General features: G+C 69.0%; 21 protein-coding genes. 11 read left to right on the forward strand and 10 right to left on the reverse strand.

Annotated features, from left to right (window positions below; genetic code table 11):
* Positions 1-21: 21 nt before the first annotated feature.
* Together earP and efp are read left to right on the forward strand one after the other, a co-directional pair.
* Positions 22-1092 (forward strand): elongation factor P maturation arginine rhamnosyltransferase EarP, encoded by a 1071-nt coding sequence (earP, locus tag G8A07_RS17195; protein WP_195793237.1) that lies wholly within the window; start codon positions 22-24, stop codon positions 1090-1092.
* Positions 1093-1216: 124 nt separating this feature from the next.
* A complete protein-coding gene (gene efp / locus G8A07_RS17200) occupies positions 1217-1771 on the forward strand; it encodes an elongation factor P (RefSeq protein WP_195793238.1) in 555 nt (184 codons plus the stop codon).
* A 128-nt stretch (positions 1772-1899) separates the two neighbouring features.
* On the opposite strand, the gene ilvB is transcribed toward efp, so the two are convergent.
* Positions 1900-3654, reverse strand: coding sequence for a biosynthetic-type acetolactate synthase large subunit (gene ilvB / locus G8A07_RS17205; RefSeq protein WP_195793239.1), 1755 nt, complete (start codon positions 3652-3654; stop codon positions 1900-1902).
* 99 nt (positions 3655-3753) lie between these two features.
* On the opposite strand from ilvB, the gene G8A07_RS17210 reads away from it, so the two are divergent.
* Positions 3754-4215: an Lrp/AsnC family transcriptional regulator gene (locus tag G8A07_RS17210; RefSeq protein ID WP_195793240.1), complete on the forward strand. Its 462-nt coding sequence runs from the start codon at positions 3754-3756 to the stop codon at positions 4213-4215.
* 27 nt (positions 4216-4242) lie between these two features.
* Here the strand turns inward: G8A07_RS17210 and G8A07_RS17215 are convergent, their stop codons facing one another.
* The 4 genes from G8A07_RS17215 to G8A07_RS17230 all read right to left on the reverse strand — a co-directional run bounded on the left by G8A07_RS17215 (position 4243) and on the right by G8A07_RS17230 (position 7233).
* Positions 4243-4554 (reverse strand): hypothetical protein, encoded by a 312-nt coding sequence (locus G8A07_RS17215; RefSeq protein ID WP_195793241.1) that lies wholly within the window; start codon positions 4552-4554, stop codon positions 4243-4245.
* A gap of 72 nt (positions 4555-4626) precedes the next feature.
* Complete coding sequence (locus G8A07_RS17220; RefSeq protein ID WP_195793242.1) at positions 4627-5481, reverse strand: 2OG-Fe(II) oxygenase; 855 nt, start codon at positions 5479-5481, stop codon at positions 4627-4629.
* A 27-nt stretch (positions 5482-5508) separates the two neighbouring features.
* Positions 5509-6291 carry a peroxide stress protein YaaA gene (yaaA, locus tag G8A07_RS17225; protein WP_195793243.1) on the reverse strand — a complete coding sequence of 261 codons (783 nt, stop codon included), beginning with the start codon at positions 6289-6291 and terminating at the stop codon, positions 5509-5511.
* A gap of 42 nt (positions 6292-6333) precedes the next feature.
* A complete protein-coding gene (locus tag G8A07_RS17230) occupies positions 6334-7233 on the reverse strand; it encodes an EamA family transporter (RefSeq protein ID WP_195793244.1) in 900 nt (299 codons plus the stop codon).
* Between the two features lie 109 nt (positions 7234-7342).
* Here G8A07_RS17230 and G8A07_RS17235 point away from each other — a divergent pair, with 109 nt between their 5' ends.
* On the forward strand, positions 7343-7873 hold the full coding sequence (locus tag G8A07_RS17235; protein ID WP_195793245.1) for an Lrp/AsnC family transcriptional regulator: 531 nt from the start codon (positions 7343-7345) through the stop codon (positions 7871-7873).
* 58 nt (positions 7874-7931) lie between these two features.
* On the opposite strand, the gene G8A07_RS17240 is transcribed toward G8A07_RS17235, so the two are convergent.
* Positions 7932-8636, reverse strand: coding sequence for a Bax inhibitor-1/YccA family protein (locus tag G8A07_RS17240; protein ID WP_195793246.1), 705 nt, complete (start codon positions 8634-8636; stop codon positions 7932-7934).
* A gap of 115 nt (positions 8637-8751) precedes the next feature.
* Here G8A07_RS17240 and nhaR point away from each other — a divergent pair, with 115 nt between their 5' ends.
* Complete coding sequence (nhaR, locus tag G8A07_RS17245) at positions 8752-9648, forward strand: transcriptional activator NhaR (RefSeq protein ID WP_195793247.1); 897 nt, start codon at positions 8752-8754, stop codon at positions 9646-9648.
* A gap of 60 nt (positions 9649-9708) precedes the next feature.
* On the opposite strand, the gene G8A07_RS17250 is transcribed toward nhaR, so the two are convergent.
* Genes G8A07_RS17250 through G8A07_RS17265 form a run of 4 tightly spaced genes read right to left on the reverse strand, consistent with a single transcriptional unit; the run spans position 9709 to position 12861 of the window.
* Positions 9709-11112 carry a TolC family outer membrane protein gene (locus G8A07_RS17250; RefSeq protein ID WP_195793248.1) on the reverse strand — a complete coding sequence of 468 codons (1404 nt, stop codon included), beginning with the start codon at positions 11110-11112 and terminating at the stop codon, positions 9709-9711.
* A gap of 37 nt (positions 11113-11149) precedes the next feature.
* Positions 11150-11479, reverse strand: coding sequence for a rhodanese-like domain-containing protein (locus tag G8A07_RS17255; RefSeq protein WP_195793249.1), 330 nt, complete (start codon positions 11477-11479; stop codon positions 11150-11152).
* A gap of 13 nt (positions 11480-11492) precedes the next feature.
* Positions 11493-12143 (reverse strand): protein-L-isoaspartate O-methyltransferase, encoded by a 651-nt coding sequence (locus tag G8A07_RS17260; protein WP_195793250.1) that lies wholly within the window; start codon positions 12141-12143, stop codon positions 11493-11495.
* Positions 12144-12195: 52 nt separating this feature from the next.
* Positions 12196-12861 (reverse strand): TetR/AcrR family transcriptional regulator, encoded by a 666-nt coding sequence (locus G8A07_RS17265; RefSeq protein ID WP_195793251.1) that lies wholly within the window; start codon positions 12859-12861, stop codon positions 12196-12198.
* A gap of 117 nt (positions 12862-12978) precedes the next feature.
* On the opposite strand from G8A07_RS17265, the gene G8A07_RS17270 reads away from it, so the two are divergent.
* Genes G8A07_RS17270 through G8A07_RS17295 form a run of 6 tightly spaced genes read left to right on the forward strand, consistent with a single transcriptional unit; the run spans position 12979 to position 19375 of the window.
* Entirely contained in the window at positions 12979-13803 is an 825-nt protein-coding gene (locus G8A07_RS17270; protein ID WP_195793252.1) for an undecaprenyl-diphosphate phosphatase, read from the forward strand.
* A 50-nt stretch (positions 13804-13853) separates the two neighbouring features.
* Positions 13854-14660 carry a type I methionyl aminopeptidase gene (gene map, locus G8A07_RS17275; RefSeq protein WP_195793253.1) on the forward strand — a complete coding sequence of 269 codons (807 nt, stop codon included), beginning with the start codon at positions 13854-13856 and terminating at the stop codon, positions 14658-14660.
* Positions 14661-14673: 13 nt separating this feature from the next.
* A complete protein-coding gene (locus G8A07_RS17280; RefSeq protein ID WP_195793254.1) occupies positions 14674-17271 on the forward strand; it encodes a [protein-PII] uridylyltransferase in 2598 nt (865 codons plus the stop codon).
* A complete protein-coding gene (mnmH, locus tag G8A07_RS17285; RefSeq protein ID WP_195793255.1) occupies positions 17268-18332 on the forward strand; it encodes a tRNA 2-selenouridine(34) synthase MnmH in 1065 nt (354 codons plus the stop codon). The genes G8A07_RS17280 and mnmH overlap by 4 nt, the downstream gene beginning before the upstream one ends.
* 48 nt (positions 18333-18380) lie before the next feature.
* Positions 18381-19157: a DUF2189 domain-containing protein gene (locus G8A07_RS17290; RefSeq protein ID WP_195793256.1), complete on the forward strand. Its 777-nt coding sequence runs from the start codon at positions 18381-18383 to the stop codon at positions 19155-19157.
* Complete coding sequence (locus G8A07_RS17295) at positions 19157-19375, forward strand: DUF2788 domain-containing protein (RefSeq protein WP_195793257.1); 219 nt, start codon at positions 19157-19159, stop codon at positions 19373-19375. The genes G8A07_RS17290 and G8A07_RS17295 overlap by 1 nt, the downstream gene beginning before the upstream one ends.
* Positions 19376-19559 lie beyond the last annotated feature (184 nt).

Genomic DNA, 19559 nt, shown 5'->3' on the forward strand with positions numbered 1-19559 from the left:
TGCCGCCAGATAATTCATCGGATGACAGTAGTGAAGCAGCAGACCTGGGACCTGTTCTGCCGGGTGATCGACAACCATGGCGACCTCGGCGTGTGCTGGCGCCTGGCGCGCCAGCTGGCCACGGCGGGCCTGGCCGTGCGGCTGTGGGTGGATGATGCCGCCGCCCTGGCCTGGATGGCGCCGGGCGGCGCGCCGCAAGGTATCGAGGTGTTGCCCTGGGAGGCCGCGAACAACGCCGCGGACTGCGGCGAGGTCGTGATCGAGGCCTTCGGCTGCGAGCTGCCCGAGCCCTTCATCGCCCGCATGGCCGCGCGCCAGCCCGCGCCGGCCTGGATCAATCTGGAATACCTGAGCGCCGAGGACTATGTCGAGCGCAGCCATGGCCTAGCCTCGCCGCAGTTCAGCGGCCCGGGCCGCGGGCTGAAGAAGTTCTTCTTCTACCCCGGCTTCACGCCGCGCACCGGCGGGCTGCTGCGCGAGCCGGGGCTGATCGAGGCGGCCGAGGCCTTGGACGCGCCGGCCTGGCTGCGCGCCCAGGGCATCACCCCCCGCCCCGCCGAGCGCCTGGTCAGCCTGTTTGCCTATGCCAATGCGGCCCTGCCGCGGCTGCTCGAGGCGCTGGGCGAGCGCCCCACCCTGCTGCTGGCCTGCCCCGGCGCGGCCCAGCAGGCGCTGTCGGACCTGCCGCTGCCGCCGGCGCTGCGCTGGCAGCCCCTGCCCTACCTGAGCCAGGACGACTACGACCGGCTGCTGTGGGCCTGCGAGCTGAACTTCGTGCGCGGCGAGGATTCCTTCGTGCGCGCCCAATGGGCCGGCCGGCCCTTCGTCTGGCAGATCTACCCGCAGCATGACGGCGCCCATGGCCCGAAGCTGGAGGCCTTCATGGACCGCTGGCTGGCCGGCGCCGAGCCGGCGCTGGCGGCGGCCTCGCGGCGCCTGTGGCGGGCCTGGAACGGCCTGGCGGAGGGCGGAGAAATCGTCCTGCCGGACGCCGCCGCGGCCGCGATCCAGGCCCGTGCCTGGCGTGTGCAGTTGGCAGGGGAAGCCGATCTGCTGGCGCAGCTGCGGCATTTCATCGCCAAAAACGGCTAGAATGACGGGCTTTGCCGCGCCGGGTAAATTTGACCGTTAGGTATACAGGGACAGGGCGCGCGCTAGGGTCTTTATCGCATGCGGGGCATGCGGACCCCACCATCCCACCAGACTCGGAACCTCTATGAAGATCGCTCAAGAAATCCGCGCCGGCAACGTGATCATGCAGGGCAAGGACCCGATGGTCGTGCTGAAGACCGAATACAGCCGCGGCGGCCGCGGCGCGGCGACCGTGCGCATGAAGATGAAGAACCTGCTGAACGGCGCAGGTACGGAAACCGTCTTCAAGGCCGACGACAAGATGGACCAGATCATTCTGGACAAGAAGGCCTGCACCTACACCTACTTCGCCGACCCAATGTATGTGTTCATGGACACCGAGTACAACCAGTACGAGGTCGAGTCCGAGAACATGGGTGACGCCCTGTCCTACCTGGAAGACAGCATGCCCGTGGAAGTGACCTTCTACGACGGCAAGGCCATCTCGGTCGAACTGCCCACCAGCGTGGTGCGCGAGATCGAAACCGAGCCGGCCGTCAAGGGCGACACCTCGGGCAAGGTCATGAAGCCCGCCCGCCTGAAGGGCACCGGCTTCGAGATCCCCGTGCCGCTGTTCGTCGAAAACGGCGACAAGATCGAAATCGATACCCGTACGCACGAGTACCGCAAGCGCGTCTGAGTTCGGACCGAGGACAAGCCCAATGGCTTGTCCGACGCCGAACGAAGGACTGCCGCCATGCAGGGCGGCAGGCATAAGCCCTCCGGCTTGACCCACGAAAAAGGCACCCTCGGGTGCCTTTTGTCATTTCAGGCCGGCCGGTAGTCGTAGCGCCGCCCTGCCCCGAGCCAGATCTCGCTGTGCGCGGCGCCGGCCGGCATCATCGGAAAACAGTTCTCCTCGGCCGCGACCACCACATCCAGGAAGAACGGCCCCTCACTATCCAGGCACTCCGCCAACGCGCCCTCCAGCTCCTCGCGCCGCTCGACCCGACGCGAAGCCCAGCCGAAGGCACGCGCCAGCGCAACAAAGTCCGGCAGTGCCTCGGTGTAGCTGTGACTGAGCCGGTTGCCGTGGATCAGCTGCTGCCATTGCCGCACCATGCCCATACGGCCGTTGTTGCACAGCACCAGCTTGACCGGCGTGCGGTGCTGGGCCGCGGTGGACAGCTCCTGGATGTTCATCAGCACCGAGGCATCGCCGCTGACGCAGACGACCAGGGCCTCGGGATGCGCGATCTGGGCGCCGATCGCCGCCGGCAGGCCATAGCCCATCGTGCCCGCCCCGCCCGAGCTGAGCCAGCGGCCCGGCCGGCGCTGGCGCAGATGCTGGGCGGCCCACATCTGGTGCTGGCCCACATCGGTGGCGGCGATCGCGTCGCGGCCGGCCAGGCGCACGTCCAGCGCCCGCAGCAGGACCTGCGGCAGGATCACGTCGGCCCGGTCCTCGAAATCCAGCGAGCGTGCGGCGCGCCAGCCCTCGATGCGCGCCCACCAGGCCTCCAGATCCTGGCCGCCGCGCCAGCCGCGCAGCAGCGCGCGCAGGCTGGCACCGCAGTCGCCCGGCAGGCCCACCGCGGTCGCCACCACCTTGCCGATCGAGCGCGGATCGATGTCGAGATGGATCACCTGGGCCGAGGGGCAGAAGCCGTCCAGCCGACCGGTCACCCGGTCGTCGAAGCGCGCGCCGACGCAGACCACCAGGTCCGCCTCATGCATCGCCAGGTTCGCCTCCAGGCTGCCATGCATGCCCAGCATGCCCAGGAACAGCGGATCGTCGGCCGGATAGGCGCCCAGGCCCATCAGGGTCAGGGTGCAGGGCGCGCCGCAGGCCCGCAGCAAGCGCGCGAAATCGGCACAGGCCGCCGGCCCGGCATTGATCAGCCCGCCGCCGCCGTAGAACACCGGCCGCCGCGCCGCGGCCAGCAGGGCCAGCGCGGCCGCCACCCGCTCGGCCGGCGGCTCGATCGCCGCGCGCGGCTGCGCCGCGGGCGGCGCCCAGGGCTCAGCCAGCGGCGCCAGCTGCACATCCTTCGGGAAGTCCAGCAGCACCGGCCCGGGCCGGCCCTCGGCGGCGCGGCGATGCGCCTCGGCCAGGCGCGGCGCAACCTCGGCCACCGCGCGCACCTGCACATTCCATTTGGTCACCGGCTTCGAGATGCCCAGCGCATCGCATTCCTGGAAGGCGTCGGTGCCGATCGCCGTGGTCGCCACCTGGCCGCTGATGCACAGCACCGGGATCGAGTCGCACAGCGCGTCGAGCAGGCCGGTGGTGGTGTTGCTCATGCCCGGGCCCGAGGTGACGAAGACCACGCCGACCTTGCCGGTCGTGCGTGCATAGCCCTGGGCCGCATGCACGGCCGCCTGCTCGTGGCGCACCAGCACGTGGCGCAGGCGCGGCTCGGCGTACAGCGCGTCGTAGAGCGGCAGCACCGCGCCGCCGGGATAGCCGAACACGGTGTCCACGCCCAGCGCCAGCAGGGTCGCGATCAGGGCCTCGGCGCCGTTGCGGGGTTGCCGGGCGGGAGGAAGGTCCAGGAGCTGCGGTTCGGCGAATGCGTTCATGCCGACACTGTGCCCAAGGCCGCGCAGCAAAGGCTGCCGAATTTCCCAGAGTTTTTCTAGAACCCGGAAAATTCTTCTGCAAATCTAGAATATCGCCGCATGAAGCTCGACAAATTCGATCTCGCGATCCTGGAGGCGCTGCAGCAGGACGCGCGCATCAGCCTGCAGGCGCTCAGCGAGCAGGTGGGCCTGACCAGTTCGCCCTGCTGGACCCGCATCAAGCGCATGGAGGAAGCGGGGGTGATCGAGGGCTACTCGGTGCGCGTCAACGCCGCCAAGATCGGCCTGGCCGACACGGTGATCGTGCAGGTCACGCTGAACGACCATTCGGACCAGGCCCTGTTCGAGTTCGGCCGTGCGCTGGAGCAGATCCCCGAGGTGCTGGAGGCCTTCCTGGTGTCGGGCGACTACGACTACTACGTGCGCATCGCGGTGGCCGACACGCGCGACTACGAGCGACTGCTGCGCGAGCGGCTCTACAAGATCCCCGGCATCCGCCACAGCAAGAGCAGCTTCGTGCTGCGCCAGCTCAAGCAGAGCCAGCTGCCGCTGCGGCGCTGAGCGGCGTGATCGGCCTTGAGCCGCGGCTCAGTGCAGCGCCGGGCGGGAGGCCTTCTTGGCCTTGATCTTGCCGCCCTTCTTGGCGGCCAGGGCGCCCTTCTTGCCCGACTTCTTGCCGCTGGCGGCGGTCTTCTTGGCACCGGCCTTCTTGGCCTTCTTGGCGGCGGCCTTCTTCTTGGTCGCCACGGCCTTGGGCTGCTGCTTGAGCACCTGGCCATCGGCGGTCTCGGTCCAGCTCTGCGGCGCCGCCGGCTGCTGCGCGGCGGCCGTGTCGGCCAGGCCCAGGGACAGCAGGCCCGACAGGGCCAGGATCGTCAGCAGGTTCTTCTTGATGATCATGTGAGTTTTCTTTCTTCCTTATGCCGCCCGTTCTATGCGGGCGATGGTGGCTGCGGATTCTAGGCCGCGGCCCTATTCAAAGCGGCCTTCGCGCAGCCATTTGGTCGCCACCCATTTCTCGCCGGCCAGCACCGGCGAACCGCCATGCAGGCTGCGCGTCACCGGATGCGGGCGCTCATAGGCGAAGTACACCGCATTGCCCTTGATCGGCCCCACCTCCAGGCCCACGTCCGGGAAGATCGTGCCGCCGCCGCCATCGGGCGTGTTGAGGTACATCACCAGGGTCGCGACGCGCTGGCCGCCGCGCTTCAGGATCGCCGGCGTGCTGGCGTGGCGGGTATCGAAATAGTCGTAATGCGGCAGGTACTCGGCGCCGGGCCGGTAGCGCAGGATCTGCAGGCCCTCGCCATGGTCCACCGGCCAGCCCAGCAGCGCGCCGATGCGCGCCTCGATGCGGGCGCAGATCTCGTTCTCGCCGCGTTCGAAGAACATGCCCTCGCTGGTGCGCGCGGCATTGACCTCGCTGCCATCGTTGGCCGCCGCCACCGTCTCCGAGCGCGCCAGCCGGCTCGCCGCGGCGGCGCGCAGCGCATCGCATTCGGCCTCCGACAGCAGATTGCCGAACACCACCAGCTGCGGGCTCTTCAGTGTCAGCAAGACCTGGACCCGATGCCCGTCGACCGTCAGCACCGAGGGCGCGCCAGCCAGGTCCGGCTGCGGCACACGCACCGGCGCCGGCAGGCCCTCGGCCGCGGCATGCTCGTGCAGATAGCCCTGCAGGGTCTGCTCCAGTGCCTGCACCGCGATGGCCTCGTCCCAGCCGCTGCCGCGCATCGCCTGCAGCACCTGCTCCGGCGCAACGCCGGCGCGGGCCTGCTCGAGGATCCACTGCCGCAGTTCGGGGGTGATGGTCTGGGTGGCACTCATGAGGCGCGATTTTGCCCTCTACCCCAACTAGGCCAGGCGGCGCCGGAACAACAGCCGCTCCGGCGTCGACAGCGCCGGCTCGTAGGCATAGCCGTCGACCTTGAAGTCCAGCAGGCCCTCGGGCCGGTCCACCTTGTGCTCGATGCAGTAGCGTGCCATCAGGCCTCGCGCGCGCTTGGCGAAGAAGCTGATGATCTTGTACTGGCCGTTCTTCCAATCCTCGAACTGGCATTCCAGCACGCGCGGCTGCAGCGCCTTGCGATCGGCCGCGCGGAAATATTCCTGCGAGGCCAGGTTGACGATCACCGGCACGCGCTGCTCGGCGATGCGGCGGTTCAAATGCTCGGCCAGCTCGTCGCCCCAGAACTCGTACAGGCTCTTGCCGCGCTTGGTGGCCAGCCGCGTGCCCATCTCCAGCCGGTAGGGCTGCAGCCGGTCCAGCGGGCGCAGCACGCCGTACAGACCCGACAGGATCGCCAGATGCTGCTGCGCCCATTGCAGCTGTTCCAGGTCCAGGCTCGCCGCCTGCAGGCCCTCGTAGACATCGCCGTTGAAGGCCAGCACCGCCGGGCGGCTGTTGGCCTCGGTGGACTGTGGCTGCCAGGCGCGGTAGCGCTCGACATTCAAGGTGGACAGCGCTTCCGAGAGGTCCATCAGCTCGGCGATCGCCGCCGGGCTCTTGGTCTTCAGCACCTTGATCAGCTCGGCCGAACGCGGCAGGAACTGCGGCTCGGTGGCCATCCCGGCGACGGCGGCCGGCACGGGGGTTTCATAGTCGAGGGACTTGGCGGGCGACAACAGATAGAGCATGGGGCGGAATTGTGCCCGTGCTCGCCCTGCCCTCGCGCGGGGTCAGGTCTTGCTGCGGCCGAGCAGCAGCAGGACCACGCCGCCCAAGACAACCAGAGCCGCCAGCCATTCATAGCCGCTGATGTGCTCGCCAGCGATCACCACGCCCAGCAGCATCGCGATCACGGGGTTCACGAAGCTGTAGCTGGAGGCGAGCCCGGCCGAGGCCTCCGCCAGCAGCACCATATAGGCATTGAAGGCGATCAGCGAACCGAACACCACCAGATAGACCCAGGCCAGCACGGCCTCGCTGCGCAGCGGGGTCTGCACCGACTCGCCGCTCATGAGGCTCAGGCCCATCAGCACCACGCCACCGGCCAGCATCTCGCTGGCGAAGCCCATCGGGCCCGGCGCCAGCTGGAAGTAGCGCTGCGACAGCACGCTGCCCAGCGCCCAGCAGGCACAGGCGGTGGTGATCGCCACCAGGCCGGTCGGCGAGGCGCCGAAGCCCTGCCCCTGGGTCAGCATCAGCACGCCGGCCAGACCCAGCGCGATGCCCAGCAGCTCGAGCCGGCTCGGGATCACCTTCCAGATCAGGTTCAGCGCCGCGATCATCAGCGGCATCACCGCGATGAAGGCAACGACAAGACCCGACCCCACGGTCTGCTCGGCGGTCGCGGTGCCGCCCATGCCGCCGCCCAGCATCAGCGCGCCGACCACCAGCGCGTTGACCCATTGCCGCGCGGCCGGCCAGGGCGTGCCCTTGACCCAGCGCATCCAGGCCGCCAGCAGCAGGCCGGCCGCCAGGAAGCGCGTACCCATCTGGAAAAAGGGCGGGAAGCTCAGCAGCGCGTACTTGATCGCCAGGTAGGTGCTGCCCCAGACCAGCCAGGTGGCGGCCAGGCAGGCGATCACGCGCGGGCTCAACCCGGTCTGGGTGGGAGTGATGGTGGTGCCGCTCATGGCCGTCAATGCTAGGCAGGGAGGCCGCCGGCTTGAATATGCATTTCAAGATTAAATGCTTGACCCACCTTAAACTTGCAGGAGATTTCGCCACATCGCCTGCAAAGTCATGAGCAATACCGAGCTGGACCTCCATGACCACCGCATCCTGGCCGAGCTGCAGGCGGACGCCCGGCTCTCGATGGCCGAGCTGGGCCGGCGGGTGCACCTGAGCCAGCCGGCCGTCACCGAGCGGGTGCGCAAGCTGGAGGAATCGGGCGTGATCCGCGGCTACCGCGCGATCGTCGACTGCGCGCCGCTGGGCTATGCGATCCGCGCAGTGGTCCGCGTCGGCCGCGCCGACGAGCCGCGCATGCTGCGCGCGCTGGAGGCCAGCCCGGAGGTGCTGAACGCCTACAACATCACCGGCGAGGACAGCTGGCTGTTCGAGATCGCGGTGCGCGACGTCGCGCACCTGGAACTGGTGCTGCAGCGCTTCTGCGCGCTGGCCCAGACCTCCACCGCCATCGTGCTGAAGGTGCTGCGCCAGCATGCGCCGCTGCGCCCGGCCGCCGCGCTGGCAACAGAGCCGATGGCGGCGCCCCAAGAAAAAACGCCGGCCACCGCGGTTAAGCGGCGCCGGCGTGGCTCATTGACTTGAATCGCTTCAGGCCGTCAGCCCAAGACTCAGGGAGTCCTCACATAACTGGTAGTCCTGCTTACTCGTTGCTGCTGCCGAAACCGAACAGGCTCAACAGCGCGGAGAACAGGTTGAAGATCGACACGAACAGGCCCACGGTGGCCAGGATGTAGTTGGTCTCGCCGCCGTGCACGATGCGGCTGGTCTCCATCAGGATCAGGCCGCTGGACAGCAGCACCACCAGACCCGAGACGGCCAGCGACAGCGCGGGCAGCTGGAAGAACATCGCGGCCAGGCCCATCAGCAGCGCGATCACCATGCCGGCAAACAGGAAGCCGCCCATGAAGCTGAAATCACGCTTGCTGGTCAGCACCCAGGCCGACAGCGCGAAGAAGGTCGCGGCCGTCGTGCCCAGCGCCAGGGTCACGACCTGCACGCCGCCGCTCATCGCCAGGTAATGGCTGATCAGCGGGCCCATCGTGTAGCCCATGAAACCGGTCAGGCCGAACACCGACAGCAGACCCCAGCCGCTGTTGGCCAGCTTGTGGGTCAGGAACAGCAGGCCGAAATAGCCGCCCAGGGTCAGCAGGATGCCCGGACGCGGCAGACCCAGCGCCGCGCTGCCGCCGGCGACGACGGCGGCCCACAGCAGGGTCATGCCCAGCAGCGCATAGGTATTGCGCAGCACGCGGTGCGTGGCAAGCAGGCTGGTGTCGCGGCGACCCATGCCCTGCTGCGGCAGGACGGCCACGCTGACATTGGAAGGATCACGCGGGGAATTCATCAGGGAAATCCTTTGGTAGGAAGTACAGGCCTGTAATTTAGGCAGACCGATACTTCGCGTAAATTCGATTTTTCAGTCTCATCGTTTCGATAAAATCGAATCAGGAGATCCCGCGATGAACTTCAAGCACCTGCATTACTTCTGGGTCACGGCCAAGGCCGGCGGCATCGTGCGCGCCGGCGAGCAGCTCAACACCACACCGCAGACCCTGTCCAGCCAGATCAAGCTGCTGGAGGAGCGGCTCGGCCGCAAGCTGTTCCGCAAGGCCGGCCGGCGCCTGGAGCTGACCGACGAGGGCCGCCTGGCGCTGAGCTTCGCCGACCAGATCTTCGCGCTCGGCCAGGACCTGGAAAGCCAGCTGCGCCAGGCCCGCGCCGGCAAGCGCCAGGTCGAGCTGCGCGTCGGCGTGGCCGATTCGGTCTCCAAGCAGGTGGCCTACCGGCTGCTGGAGCCGGCGCTCGACGTCGAGGAGGATCTGCACCTGTCCTGCCACGAGGGCAAGTTCCAGGATCTGCTGGGCCAGCTGGCGGTGCACCGGCTGGATTTGGTGCTGGCCGACGAGCCGCTGCCGCGCAAGGTCAGCGTCAAGGCCTTCAACCATGCGCTGGGTTCCAGCACCCTGAGCTTCTTCGCCGCGCCGGCGCTGCGCAAGAAGCTCAAGGGCCGCTTCCCCGATTGCCTGAACGATGCGCCGCTGCTGATCCAGGGCGCGGCCGCGGCGATCCGGCCGCAGCTGGAGGCCTGGCTGACCCGCCATGGCCTGCATCCGCAGGTGCTGGCCGAGTTCGACGACGGCGCGTTGATGAACGCCTTCGGCCGCCAGGGCCGCGGCGTCTTCACCGCGCCCTCGGTGCTGGAGGAGGAGACCTGCGCGCAGTACGGCGTCGAGGCGCTGGGCCGCAGCGAGGAGCTGGTCGAGGAGTTCTACGCGATCTCGGTGGAACGCCGCATCACGCATCCCGGCGTCGCCGCGATCACCGAAGCCGCGCGCGGCCGGCTGTTCGGTCGCTGATCCCCCAGAAGGAAAAAACCCGCCGGAGCGGCGGGTTTGCGGTCGAGGACGGTACTGCGCCTACTTAGCCAGCAGCTGGTTCACCGCCGCCACATCCTCGGGCTTCAGCTGGCCGGAGGCCTGGCGCAGGCGCAGGCCGGTCAGCACCGTGTCGTAGCGGGCCTTGGCCAGGTCGCGCTGGGTGGTGTAGAGCTGGGTCTGGGCATTCAGCACGTCCAGGTTGACGCGCACGCCGACCTTGTAGCCCAGCTGGGTCGCTTCCAGCGCCAGCTTGCTGGAGGTCTCCGCGGCCTCGTAGGCCTTCACCTGGGCCTGCAGCGACTGCACGCCGAGGAAGGCCCGGCGGGTGTTCTCGGCCACGCTGCGGCGCGCAAACTCGAGGTCGTTGCGCGACTTCTCTTCCAGCACCAGGGTTTCCTTGATGCGGTTCTGGTTGTAGCCACCGGTGTAGAGCGGCAGGTTCATCTGCACGCCCACCGTGCCGGCCGTCGTGGTGCCGGGCAGCTGGGCGCCGGAGCCGCGCACATTGTTGACGCCCAGGGTGCCGGTCAGGTCCACGGTCACGCCGTTGGCGGCGCGCGCCTTGCCGGTTTCCAGCTGGGCCACTTCCAGGCCCAGGCGCGCCTTGCGCACCGCCGGGTGCAGCTCATCGGCCTGGGTCACCCAGGGCTCGACATTCAGCGGCGCAATCGCCGGCAGCGCCACCGGCACCGCCAGCGGCCGCGGCTCGACGCCGAGTCGGCCGACGATCTGATCCAGGGTCACGCGCTTGACGCGCAGATCGTTCTCGGCGGCCAGCTCCTGCGCGCCGGCCAGATCGAAGCGGGCCTGCGCCTCGCGCGCATCGGTGATGGTCGTGGTGCCAACCTCGAAATTGCGCTTGGCCGAGGCCAGCTGTTCCGAGATCGCGGCCTTGTTGGCCTTGGCAGTGGTCAGCACATCGCCCGCGGCCAGCACGTCGAAATAGGCCTGCGAGACACGCACGATCAGGTCCTGCTCGGCCGTCTCCAGATCGGCCTGGGCCACGCTCAAGGAGCGCTGCGCCTGCTCGATCGTCAAGGAGTTGGCACGGTTGTAGAGCGCGTACTTGGCGTTCAGCCCGCTTTGCCAGGTGGTGGTGCCGACGCGGTCACCGGTGACCTGCACGCGCTGGCCGTTCGGGGCCGTGGCGTGGCTGGTCGGCGGGTCGGACTGCTGATGCGTGCCGCTCACGCCCAGGCCCAGGGTCGGCCGCGCCAACGCATTGGCCTGCTCGGCCTTGTACTGCGCCGACTCGGCCAGCGCGCGCGCCGCCAGGTAGGTGGCGTCATAGGCGCGGGCGGCGTCGTAGAGCTCCGCCAGGCTTTGCGCCTGCGCGCCGCCGGCCAGACCGGCCAGCAGCAGCCCGAGGGCCAGGGGAAGACGACGGCCGAGGCGCGCACGGGCGGGGTTCCGGGTCGTCGTCTTCTTGTGATCAGCGGGCATGAGTCTTCCTTGCTTGAGCGGTTTCTTGGACGGTTTATCAGTAGCGGGGCACCGAGGGGTCGACCTCCAGGGACCAGGCGTCGATGCCGCCGGCGAGGTTATAGACCGACTCGAAGCCCTGACGCTCCAGAAATGCGACGACCTGCAGACTTCGCATGCCGTGATGGCAATAAACCACGATGGGCTGCGCCGGATCCAGCTCGCCGGCGCGGGCCGGGATCTGGCCCATCGGGATCAGGCGCTGCTCGCCCGCCGTGCGGATGCTGGCGGTCTGGGCCTCCCAGGGCTCGCGCACGTCCAGCAGCAGCGGCGGCCGGGCCTCGCTCAGTAGGGCCAAGACCTCGGCGACGGCAAGCTGGCGCGGCATCGGCGGCGCCGGCTCAGAAGGAGAAGCTGGAGGGCTCGCCGAAGCCGGCCAGGCGCGGCGCCACGGTGTCGAACAGCTCCACCGAGGGGAAATCGTTGCCGACGCGGGTGAACAGGGTCGCGCGCATCACCGGCTGCTCGCCGACGATGGCCGCCAGGCGGCCGCCCGGCTTGAGCTGGTCCAGCAGTGCGCGCGGCACCGCACAGACCGAGCCCGACAGCAGGATCACGTCGAACGGGGCTTCGGACGCCAGGCCCTGCGCGCCGTCCTGGTTCAGCACCTTGGCGTTCAGCACGCCGGCGCGCTTCAGGTTCTCAGCCGCCTGCTTGGCCAGCTCGGGCTGGGTCTCCAGGCTGATCACGCTCTGGGCCTTGTGGCCCAGCAGCGCGGCCATATAGCCGGCGCCGGTGCCAATCTCCAGCACCTTCTCGTGGCGGGCCACCTTCAGCTCCTGCAGCAGGCGCGCCTCGACGCGCGGCGCCAGCATGCTCTGGCCATGGCCCAGCGGGATTTCGGTGTCCATGAAGGCCAGGCTCTTGTGGGCGGCGGGCACGAAGTCCTCACGCTTGACCAGGGCCAGCAGGGACAGCACGCCCTGATCCAGCACGTCCCAGGGACGGATCTGCTGTTCGATCATGTTGAAGCGGGCTTGTTCGAGGTTCATGGTGAGGCAATCCTTCAATTTCTTGCAGCGCGGATTCTATGGGCTGGGTCGGTCAGCGTTCGCGATTCAGCAGCCCCAGCAGCAGCAGCTCCATCTGCACCTCCAGCACCGACTCGGGCTGCGGCGACGGCGGATCCATCTGGCAGGCGCCGAAGGCCTGGCGGAACAGCGTCATCTGCAGCATCGGCCCGATCAGCACCTGCACCGTCTCGGCCACCGGCAGGCGGCGGAACTCGCCGCTGGCCATGCCGCGCTCCAGCAGGCCGCCGATCAGGCGGTGCGTCGGCGCGATCACCTCGTCGACATAGAACTGCGCCAGCTCGGGGAAGTTGCGCGACTCGGCAATCATGATCTTGCAGATGCCGCCGGCGGGGCCGGGCCCGACGCGCTTCCACCATTCGCACATCACGAAGCGCAGCAGATCCGCCATGCTGCCCTCATGCTGGGCCGCGATCTGCAGGCCCTCGGCGATATGGATGGCCAGGTTCTCGCGCACCACCGCCTTGAACAGCTCTTCCTTGCTGGGGTAGTAGAGGTAGAGCGTGCCCTTGGAGACGCCGGCGCGGGCGGCCACCTCCTCGGAGCGGGTGGCGGCGAAGCCCTTCTCGACGAACAGCGCCAGCGCGGCGGCCAGCAGTTCCTGCGGCCGCGCCTCCTTGCGGCGCTGGCGTGGCGCGGGCGCGGCGGCAGAGCTGGCGGGTACGGCGGCGTTCGGCATGACAATGTACTGACTGACTGGTCAGTAATGTATGCAGCCCGTCCCTCGGGGTCAAGTCACGCGGGGTCGTTATCATCGCCGGCCCACATCACCATTAGTTCTCCGGGAGCGCACGCGTTGGACCCCCTGCTGTTGATCAAGGCCGCCATCATGGGTGTGGTGGAAGGCCTGACCGAGTTTTTGCCGATTTCCTCCACCGGCCACCTGATCCTGACCGGCGCCCTGCTCGGTTTCCATGACGAGAAAAGCAAGGTATTCGACATCGCGATCCAGACCGGCGCGATCTTCGCGGTGATCCTGGTCTACTGGCAGCGCCTCTCCGAGGCCGCCACCGGCGTGTTCAGCGAGCCGCGTTCGCGCCGCTTTGTGCTCAATGTCGTGATCGGTTTCCTGCCGGCCGTGATCCTGGCCCTGCTGTTCGGCAAGCTGATCAAGGCCCATCTGTTCACGCCCACCGTCGTCGCCACCACCTTCATCCTGGGCGGCTTCGTGATCCTGTGGGCCGAGAAGCGTCCCGCCACCACGGTCAAGGTGCAGAGCGTCGACGACCTGAGCCCGCTGCAGGCCCTGCAGGTGGGCCTGGTGCAATGCCTGGCGATGATCCCCGGCACCAGCCGCTCCGGCGCCACCATCATCGGCGGCATGCTCTTGGGCCTGTCGCGCAAGGCCGCGACCGACTTCAGCTTCTTCCTGGCGATCCCGACCCTGATCGGCGCCGGCGCCTACAGCCTGATCAAGGAGCGGCATCTGCTCTCGGTGGCCGACATCCCGCTGTTCGCCACCGGCCTGCTGTTCTCCTTCATCAGCGCCTGGATCTGCGTGCGCTGGCTGCTGCGCTACATCTCCAGCCACAGCTTCGTGCCCTTTGCCTGGTACCGCATCGCCTTCGGCATCGTGGTGCTGCTCACCGCCTGGAGCGGTCTGGTCACCTGGGCGGAATGAGCCCGGGCCGCGGTCGGGCAAGCCCGGCCGCAAGGCCTTAAAATTGCTGCATGACGATCACCATCAAGACCGGCGCCGACATCGACGGCATGCGCATCGCCGGGCGCCTGGCCTCCGAAGTGCTGGACATGCTGACCCCGCATGTGAAACCCGGGGTCACCACCGAGCAGCTGGACAAGCTGGCCCATGACTACATCGTCAATGTGCAGAAGGCGATTCCCGCGCCGCTGAACTACCAGCCGCCGGGCTACACGCCCTACCCCAAGTCGATCTGCACCTCGATCAACCACCAGGTCTGCCACGGCATCCCGAACGACCGCCCGCTGAAGAACGGCGACATCGTCAACATCGACGTCACCGTCATCAAGGACGGCTGGCATGGCGACAACAGCCGCATGTACATCGCCGGCGAGGGCTCGATCGCGGCCAAGCGCCTGTGCGCCTTCACCTACGACGCGATGTGGAAGGGCATCCAGAAGGTCAAACCGGGCGCGCGACTGGGCGACATCGGCCATGCGATCCAGACCTTCGCGGAGAACGCCGGCTTCTCGGTCGTGCGTGAATTCTGCGGCCATGGCATCGGCCAGAAGTTCCACGAGGAACCGCAGGTGCTGCATTACGGCCGCCCCGGCACCCTGGAGGAGCTGGTGCCCGGCATGATGTTCACGATCGAGCCGATGATCAACGCCGGCCGACGCGAGATCCGCGAGATGGGCGACGGCTGGACCATCGTCACCAAGGACCGCTCGCTCTCCGCCCAGTGGGAGCACACCATCCTGGTCACCGAGACCGGCTACGAGATCATGACGCTCTCCGCCGGCAGCCCGCCGCCGCCGGACTTCATCACCCAGGCCTGAGCGGCGCTCCCCGATGCAAGACCAGCAGGGCGCGGACCTCGCCGAGCTGCGGCGTCGCTTCAAGCAGGACAAGCAGGCGCTGATCGCCGGCTTCCTGGCGCAGCGCGCCACCGTCACCGCGGCCCAGCGCCTGATGCGCGCGCTGGCGCGCCAGGTCGACCAGACCCTGCTGGCGCTGTGGGCCCAGGCCGGGCTGCCGGCCGAGGCCAGCCTGCTGGCGGTCGGCGGCTTCGGCCGCGGCGAGCTGTTCCCCTACTCCGATGTCGATGTGCTGCTGCTGCTGCCCGACGGCCTGGAGGCGCATTGCCCCGGCCCGCTGAAGAGCGCGATCGAGGCCTTCATCACCGCCTGCTGGGATGTCGGCCTGGAGATCGGCTCCTCGGTGCGCACCCTGGAGGAATGCGTGACCGAAGCGGCCGGCGACGTCACGGTGCAGACTTCGATGCTGGAGGCGCGGCTGCTGACCGGCGCGAAGCCGCTGTTCAAGCGCTTCGAGCAGCGCCTGATGGGCGCGATGGACGCCCGCGCCTTCCTGCGCGCCAAGCGCCTGGAGGCGCAGCAGCGCCATGTGAAGTACGACGACACGCCCTATGCGCTGGAGCCGAACTGCAAGGAAAGCCCCGGCGGCCTGCGCGACCTGCAGGTGCTGATCTGGATCGCGCGCGCAGCAAACCTGGGCAAGACCTGGCGCGCACTGGCCCAGCGCGGCCTGATCACCCCTTTCGAGAGTCGCCAGCTGCAGCGCAACGAGGGATTGCTGGCCCTGATCCGCTGCCGCCTGCATGCGGTGGCCGGGCGCCGCGAGGACCGCCTGGTGTTCGACCTGCAGACCGCGGTGGCGCAGAGCTTCGGCTATGCCTCGACCGCCGGCCAGCGCGCCTCCGAGCTGCTGATGCGGCGCTACTACTGGGCCGCCAAGGCGGTCAGCCAGCTCAACCAGATCCTGATGCTGAACCTGGAGGAGCAGATCCAGGGCTCGCAGAACGCGCCGATGCGCGTCATCAACGAGCGCTTCCTGGACCGCGCCGGCATGCTGGAGGTCGCCAGCGACGACCTCTACGAACGCGAGCCGCACGCCATCCTCGAGACCTTCCTGGTCTACCAGCAGACGCCCGGCATCAAGGGCCTGTCGGCGCGCACCCTGCGCGCGCTCTACAACGCCCGCGAGCTGATGAACGGCGCCTTCCGCCGCGACCCGGCGAACCGCGCGATGTTCATGCAGATCCTGCAGCAGCCCGAGGGCCAGACCCATGCCTTCCGGCTGATGAACCAGACCTCGGTGCTGGGGCGCTACCTGTGGGTGTTCCGCCGCATCGTCGGCCAGATGCAGCATGACCTGTTCCACGTCTACACGGTGGACCAGCACATCCTGATGGTGCTGCGCAATGTGCGGCGCTTCTTCATCCCCGAGCATGCGCACGAGTACCCGTTCTGCTCGCAGCTGGCCGCGCAGTTCGACAAGCCGCACCTGCTCTACATCGCCGCGCTGTTCCACGACGTGGCCAAGGGCCGCGGCGGCGACCATTCCGAGCTCGGCGCCACCGAGGCGCGGCGCTTTAGCCGCGAGCATGGCCTGACGCGGCCCGAGGCCGACCTGGTCGTGTTCCTAGTCGAGCAACACCTGACCCTGTCGCGCGTGGCCCAGAAGGAGGACCTGTCGGACCCCGAGGTGATCGCCGCCTTCGCCAAGAAGATGGGCGACGCGCGCCGCCTCACCGCGCTCTATCTGCTGACGGTGGCCGACATCCGCGGCACCAGCCCCAAGGTCTGGAACGCCTGGAAGGGCAAGCTGCTGGAGGACCTGTACCGCCTCGCGCTGCGCGCCCTGGGCGGCGCCAAGCCGAACCTGGACGCCGACATCGAGGCGCGCAAGCAGGAGGCGCGCCAGATCCTGGCCCTGCACGCGATGCTGCCCGACACCGAGACGCCGCTGTGGGCCACCCTGGAGCTCAGCTATTTCGCGCGCCACGAGGCGGGCGACCTGGCCTGGCATGCCCGCTCGCTGTGGCGCCATGTGCAGAGTACCGCGCCGATCGTGCGCGCGCGGCCCTCACCGGTCGGCGAGGGCCTGCAGGTGCTGGTCTACGCGCCCGATCGCCAGGATCTGTTCGCGCGCATCTGCGGCTATTTCGATGGCGCCGGCTTCAACATCCTCGACGCCAAGGTACACACGACGCGTAGCGGCTATGCGCTCGACACCTTCCAGGTGATCAGCCCGGACCAGGACCTGAACCACCGCGATCTGGTGTCCCTGGTCGAGTCCAAGCTGACCCAGGCCCTGGCCAGCGAGGGCCCGCTGCCCGAGCCGCGCCGCGGCCGCCTGTCGCGCCGGGTCAAGAGCTTCCCCTTCACGCCGCGCATCGCCCTGCGCCCGGACGAGCGCGCGCAGCGCTGGCTGCTGTCGATCAGCACCAGCGACCGCGCCGGCCTGCTCTACGCGATCGCTCGCGTGCTGGCGCGTCACGGCATCAATCTGCAGCTGGCCAAGATCTCGACCCTGGGCGAGCGGGTCGAGGACACCTTCCTGGTCGACGGCCCGGCGCTGCAGCAGAACAAGGCGCAGCTGCAGATCGAGAGCGAGCTGCTGGACGCGGTGTCCCTTCCCGCATGAGCCTGGGTTACCTCATCAAGGCCGAGGAGGCGCTGGCCGACCTGGCGCAGTTCGACGGCATCATCGATGTGCGCTCGCCGGCCGAGTTCGAGGAGGACCACCTGCCGGGCGCCCTCAACTGGCCGGTGCTGGACAACGAGGAGCGCCGCATCGTCGGCACGCTCTACAAGGAATCGCCCTTCGAGGCGCGCAAGCTCGGCGCCGCGCTGGTCGCGCGCAATATCGCGCGCCATCTGGAAGAGCAGGCCCAGGCCCTGCCCAAGCATTGGCGGCCGCTGGTCTACTGCTGGCGCGGCGGCCAGCGCAGCGGCGCGATGAACTGGTTCCTGGGTCAGATCGGCTTTCGCTCGCGCCAGCTGCAGGGCGGCTACAAGGCCTACCGCGCCCGCGTGCGCGAGGACCTGGAGCGGCTGCCGCAGGCGCTGACAAGCCTGCAGGTGCTGTGCGGCCGCACCGGCAGCGGCAAGACCCGGCTGCTGCAGGCCCTGGCCGCCGAGGGTGCCCAGGTGCTGGACCTGGAGGGCTGCGCGCGCCATCGCGGCTCGGTGCTGGGCGCCCTGCCCGGCCGGCCGCAGCCCAGCCAGAAGCATTTCGACTCCCAGCTCTGGACCCGGCTGCGCGCACTCGACCCGGCGCAGCCGGTCTATGTCGAGAGCGAGAGCCGCAAGATCGGCCAGCTGCGCGTGCCCGAGGCGTTGCACCGGCAGATGCGCGAGGCCGGTGACTGCCTCTGGGTCGAGATGCCCGAGGCCGGCCGCATCGAGCTGCTGCTGGAGGACTACGGCCATTTCCGCGCCGAGCCCGAGGCCTTCTGCACCCTGCTGGACGGGCTGGTGGAACTGCGCGGCCGCGAGACCGTCAAGCGCTGGCAGGCACAGGCGCGCGCCGGCGCCTGGGCCGAGGTGTTCGGCGCGCTGATGCGCGAGCATTACGACCCCGGCTACGAGCGCTCGCTGCAGGGCCATTACCGCCGCCTGGCCCAGGCGCGCCGCCTGGCGCTGAGCGGCCCGGACGAGACCGCGCTGCGCACCCTGGCGCGCGAGCTGCTGCAGCCCGCTTGATCCACATCAACTCTTGGCGCGCGGCGCGCCGGCAGCATCGCGGGCACGATGCGCCGCACCGATCAAGCCCTGCAGGAATCCCGCACCTTCGGCGTGCGGCCGCTGCCACTGCTGCGCCCGCTGGGCTGGCTGGCGCGCGGCGCGCGTGACCTGGCGGCCTGCCCCGGCCCCTCGCTGACCCAGGGCCTGCTGCTGGCGCTGGCCGGCGCGGCCCTCATCGCGCTGGTGCATCAGCGCTTCTGGCTGCTGGCCGGCGCCTTCAGCGCCTTCCTGCTGGTAGCGCCGGTGCTGGCCACCGGCTTCTATGCGCTGAGCCGCGCACTGGAGCGCGGCGAGCCCCATCCCGGCTGGACCACCGTGCGGCAGGCCTGGCGGCCCCGCGGCCGGCTGGTGCGCTTCGGCCTGCTGCTGGCCCTGGCCGGCAGTGGCTGGGTGCTGACCTCGGCCGCGCTGATCACCACGCTGGCGCCGCTGCCGATCCGCAGCCCGCAGGACTTTTTGCAGCACATCGTGCTGGACGAGAGCGGGCTGCTGCTGTTCGAGGCCTGGCTGGGCCTGGGCGCGCTGCTGGCCGCGCCGGTGTTCGCCTCCAGCGTGGTCGCGATCCCGCTGCTGCTGGACCGCGAGATCTCGGTGCTGGGCGCGGTCTACACCAGCTGGCGCGTGGTGCTCGAGCATCCGGCGCCGGTGGCCCTGTGGGCCCTGCTGCTGCTGAGCCTGACCCTGATCGGCATGGCCACCGCGATGCTGGGCCTGGTCGTGATCCTGCCGCTGCTGGGTCATGCCAGCTGGCATGCCTACCGCGACATGGTGCGCTCACTCTGATGTTCGGCTACAGCGAGGAACAGATCGCCGCCTTCGGCCTCAGCTTCGGTGTTGGCGCCTTCATGCTGTACATGGTGTTCATCATCCTGCAGCTGGCGCGCGAGTCCAAGGCCGGCCGCTTCGGTACCTTCATCCTGCTGCTGGGCCTGGGCTTCGGCCTGGTCGGCTTCGCGGCCAAGGGCGTGATCAAGCTCTTCCTGGCCGGCGTCGGCAGCTAGGCGCAGGCCCTACGCCCCCGAGGCGCGGGCCCCACGGCGGTTGCTCTCCCGCGCCGGCCGGTGTACTGTGCTGCGCGTCAGGACATGTGATTGCACCGACAGCTCGCGGCGGGCCTCGATCCCCGAGCCCGCGCCGCTGCGCCAGGCAACCTCCGGCTGTCATCCGGAGCCCGGCCGCAGCGGC

Source organism: Roseateles sp. DAIF2, from assembly GCF_015624425.1.
In the GTDB taxonomy this organism is placed as follows: domain Bacteria; phylum Pseudomonadota; class Gammaproteobacteria; order Burkholderiales; family Burkholderiaceae_C; genus Kinneretia.

Coding starts and splice junctions, on each gene's coding strand:
- G8A07_RS17235 (WP_195793245.1), top strand. CDS start 7,343: ATGAGCAATACCGAGCTGGACCTCCATGACCACCGCATCCTGGCCGAG.
- G8A07_RS17295 (WP_195793257.1), top strand. CDS start 19,157: ATGTTCGGCTACAGCGAGGAACAGATCGCCGCCTTCGGCCTCAGCTTC.
- G8A07_RS17255 (WP_195793249.1), bottom strand. CDS start 11,479: ATGCCGCGCCAGCTTGCCGTCGCCGAGGTCTTGGCCCTACTGAGCGAG.
- earP (WP_195793237.1), top strand. CDS start 22: ATGACAGTAGTGAAGCAGCAGACCTGGGACCTGTTCTGCCGGGTGATC.
- mnmH (WP_195793255.1), top strand. CDS start 17,268: ATGAGCCTGGGTTACCTCATCAAGGCCGAGGAGGCGCTGGCCGACCTG.
- efp (WP_195793238.1), top strand. CDS start 1,217: ATGAAGATCGCTCAAGAAATCCGCGCCGGCAACGTGATCATGCAGGGC.
- G8A07_RS17250 (WP_195793248.1), bottom strand. CDS start 11,112: ATGCCCGCTGATCACAAGAAGACGACGACCCGGAACCCCGCCCGTGCG.
- G8A07_RS17240 (WP_195793246.1), bottom strand. CDS start 8,636: ATGAATTCCCCGCGTGATCCTTCCAATGTCAGCGTGGCCGTCCTGCCG.
- G8A07_RS17230 (WP_195793244.1), bottom strand. CDS start 7,233: ATGAGCGGCACCACCATCACTCCCACCCAGACCGGGTTGAGCCCGCGC.
- G8A07_RS17260 (WP_195793250.1), bottom strand. CDS start 12,143: ATGAACCTCGAACAAGCCCGCTTCAACATGATCGAACAGCAGATCCGT.
- nhaR (WP_195793247.1), top strand. CDS start 8,752: ATGAACTTCAAGCACCTGCATTACTTCTGGGTCACGGCCAAGGCCGGC.
- G8A07_RS17265 (WP_195793251.1), bottom strand. CDS start 12,861: ATGCCGAACGCCGCCGTACCCGCCAGCTCTGCCGCCGCGCCCGCGCCA.
- G8A07_RS17220 (WP_195793242.1), bottom strand. CDS start 5,481: ATGAGTGCCACCCAGACCATCACCCCCGAACTGCGGCAGTGGATCCTC.
- G8A07_RS17215 (WP_195793241.1), bottom strand. CDS start 4,554: ATGATCATCAAGAAGAACCTGCTGACGATCCTGGCCCTGTCGGGCCTG.
- map (WP_195793253.1), top strand. CDS start 13,854: ATGACGATCACCATCAAGACCGGCGCCGACATCGACGGCATGCGCATC.
- ilvB (WP_195793239.1), bottom strand. CDS start 3,654: ATGAACGCATTCGCCGAACCGCAGCTCCTGGACCTTCCTCCCGCCCGG.
- G8A07_RS17210 (WP_195793240.1), top strand. CDS start 3,754: ATGAAGCTCGACAAATTCGATCTCGCGATCCTGGAGGCGCTGCAGCAG.
- yaaA (WP_195793243.1), bottom strand. CDS start 6,291: ATGCTCTATCTGTTGTCGCCCGCCAAGTCCCTCGACTATGAAACCCCC.
- G8A07_RS17290 (WP_195793256.1), top strand. CDS start 18,381: ATGCGCCGCACCGATCAAGCCCTGCAGGAATCCCGCACCTTCGGCGTG.
- G8A07_RS17280 (WP_195793254.1), top strand. CDS start 14,674: ATGCAAGACCAGCAGGGCGCGGACCTCGCCGAGCTGCGGCGTCGCTTC.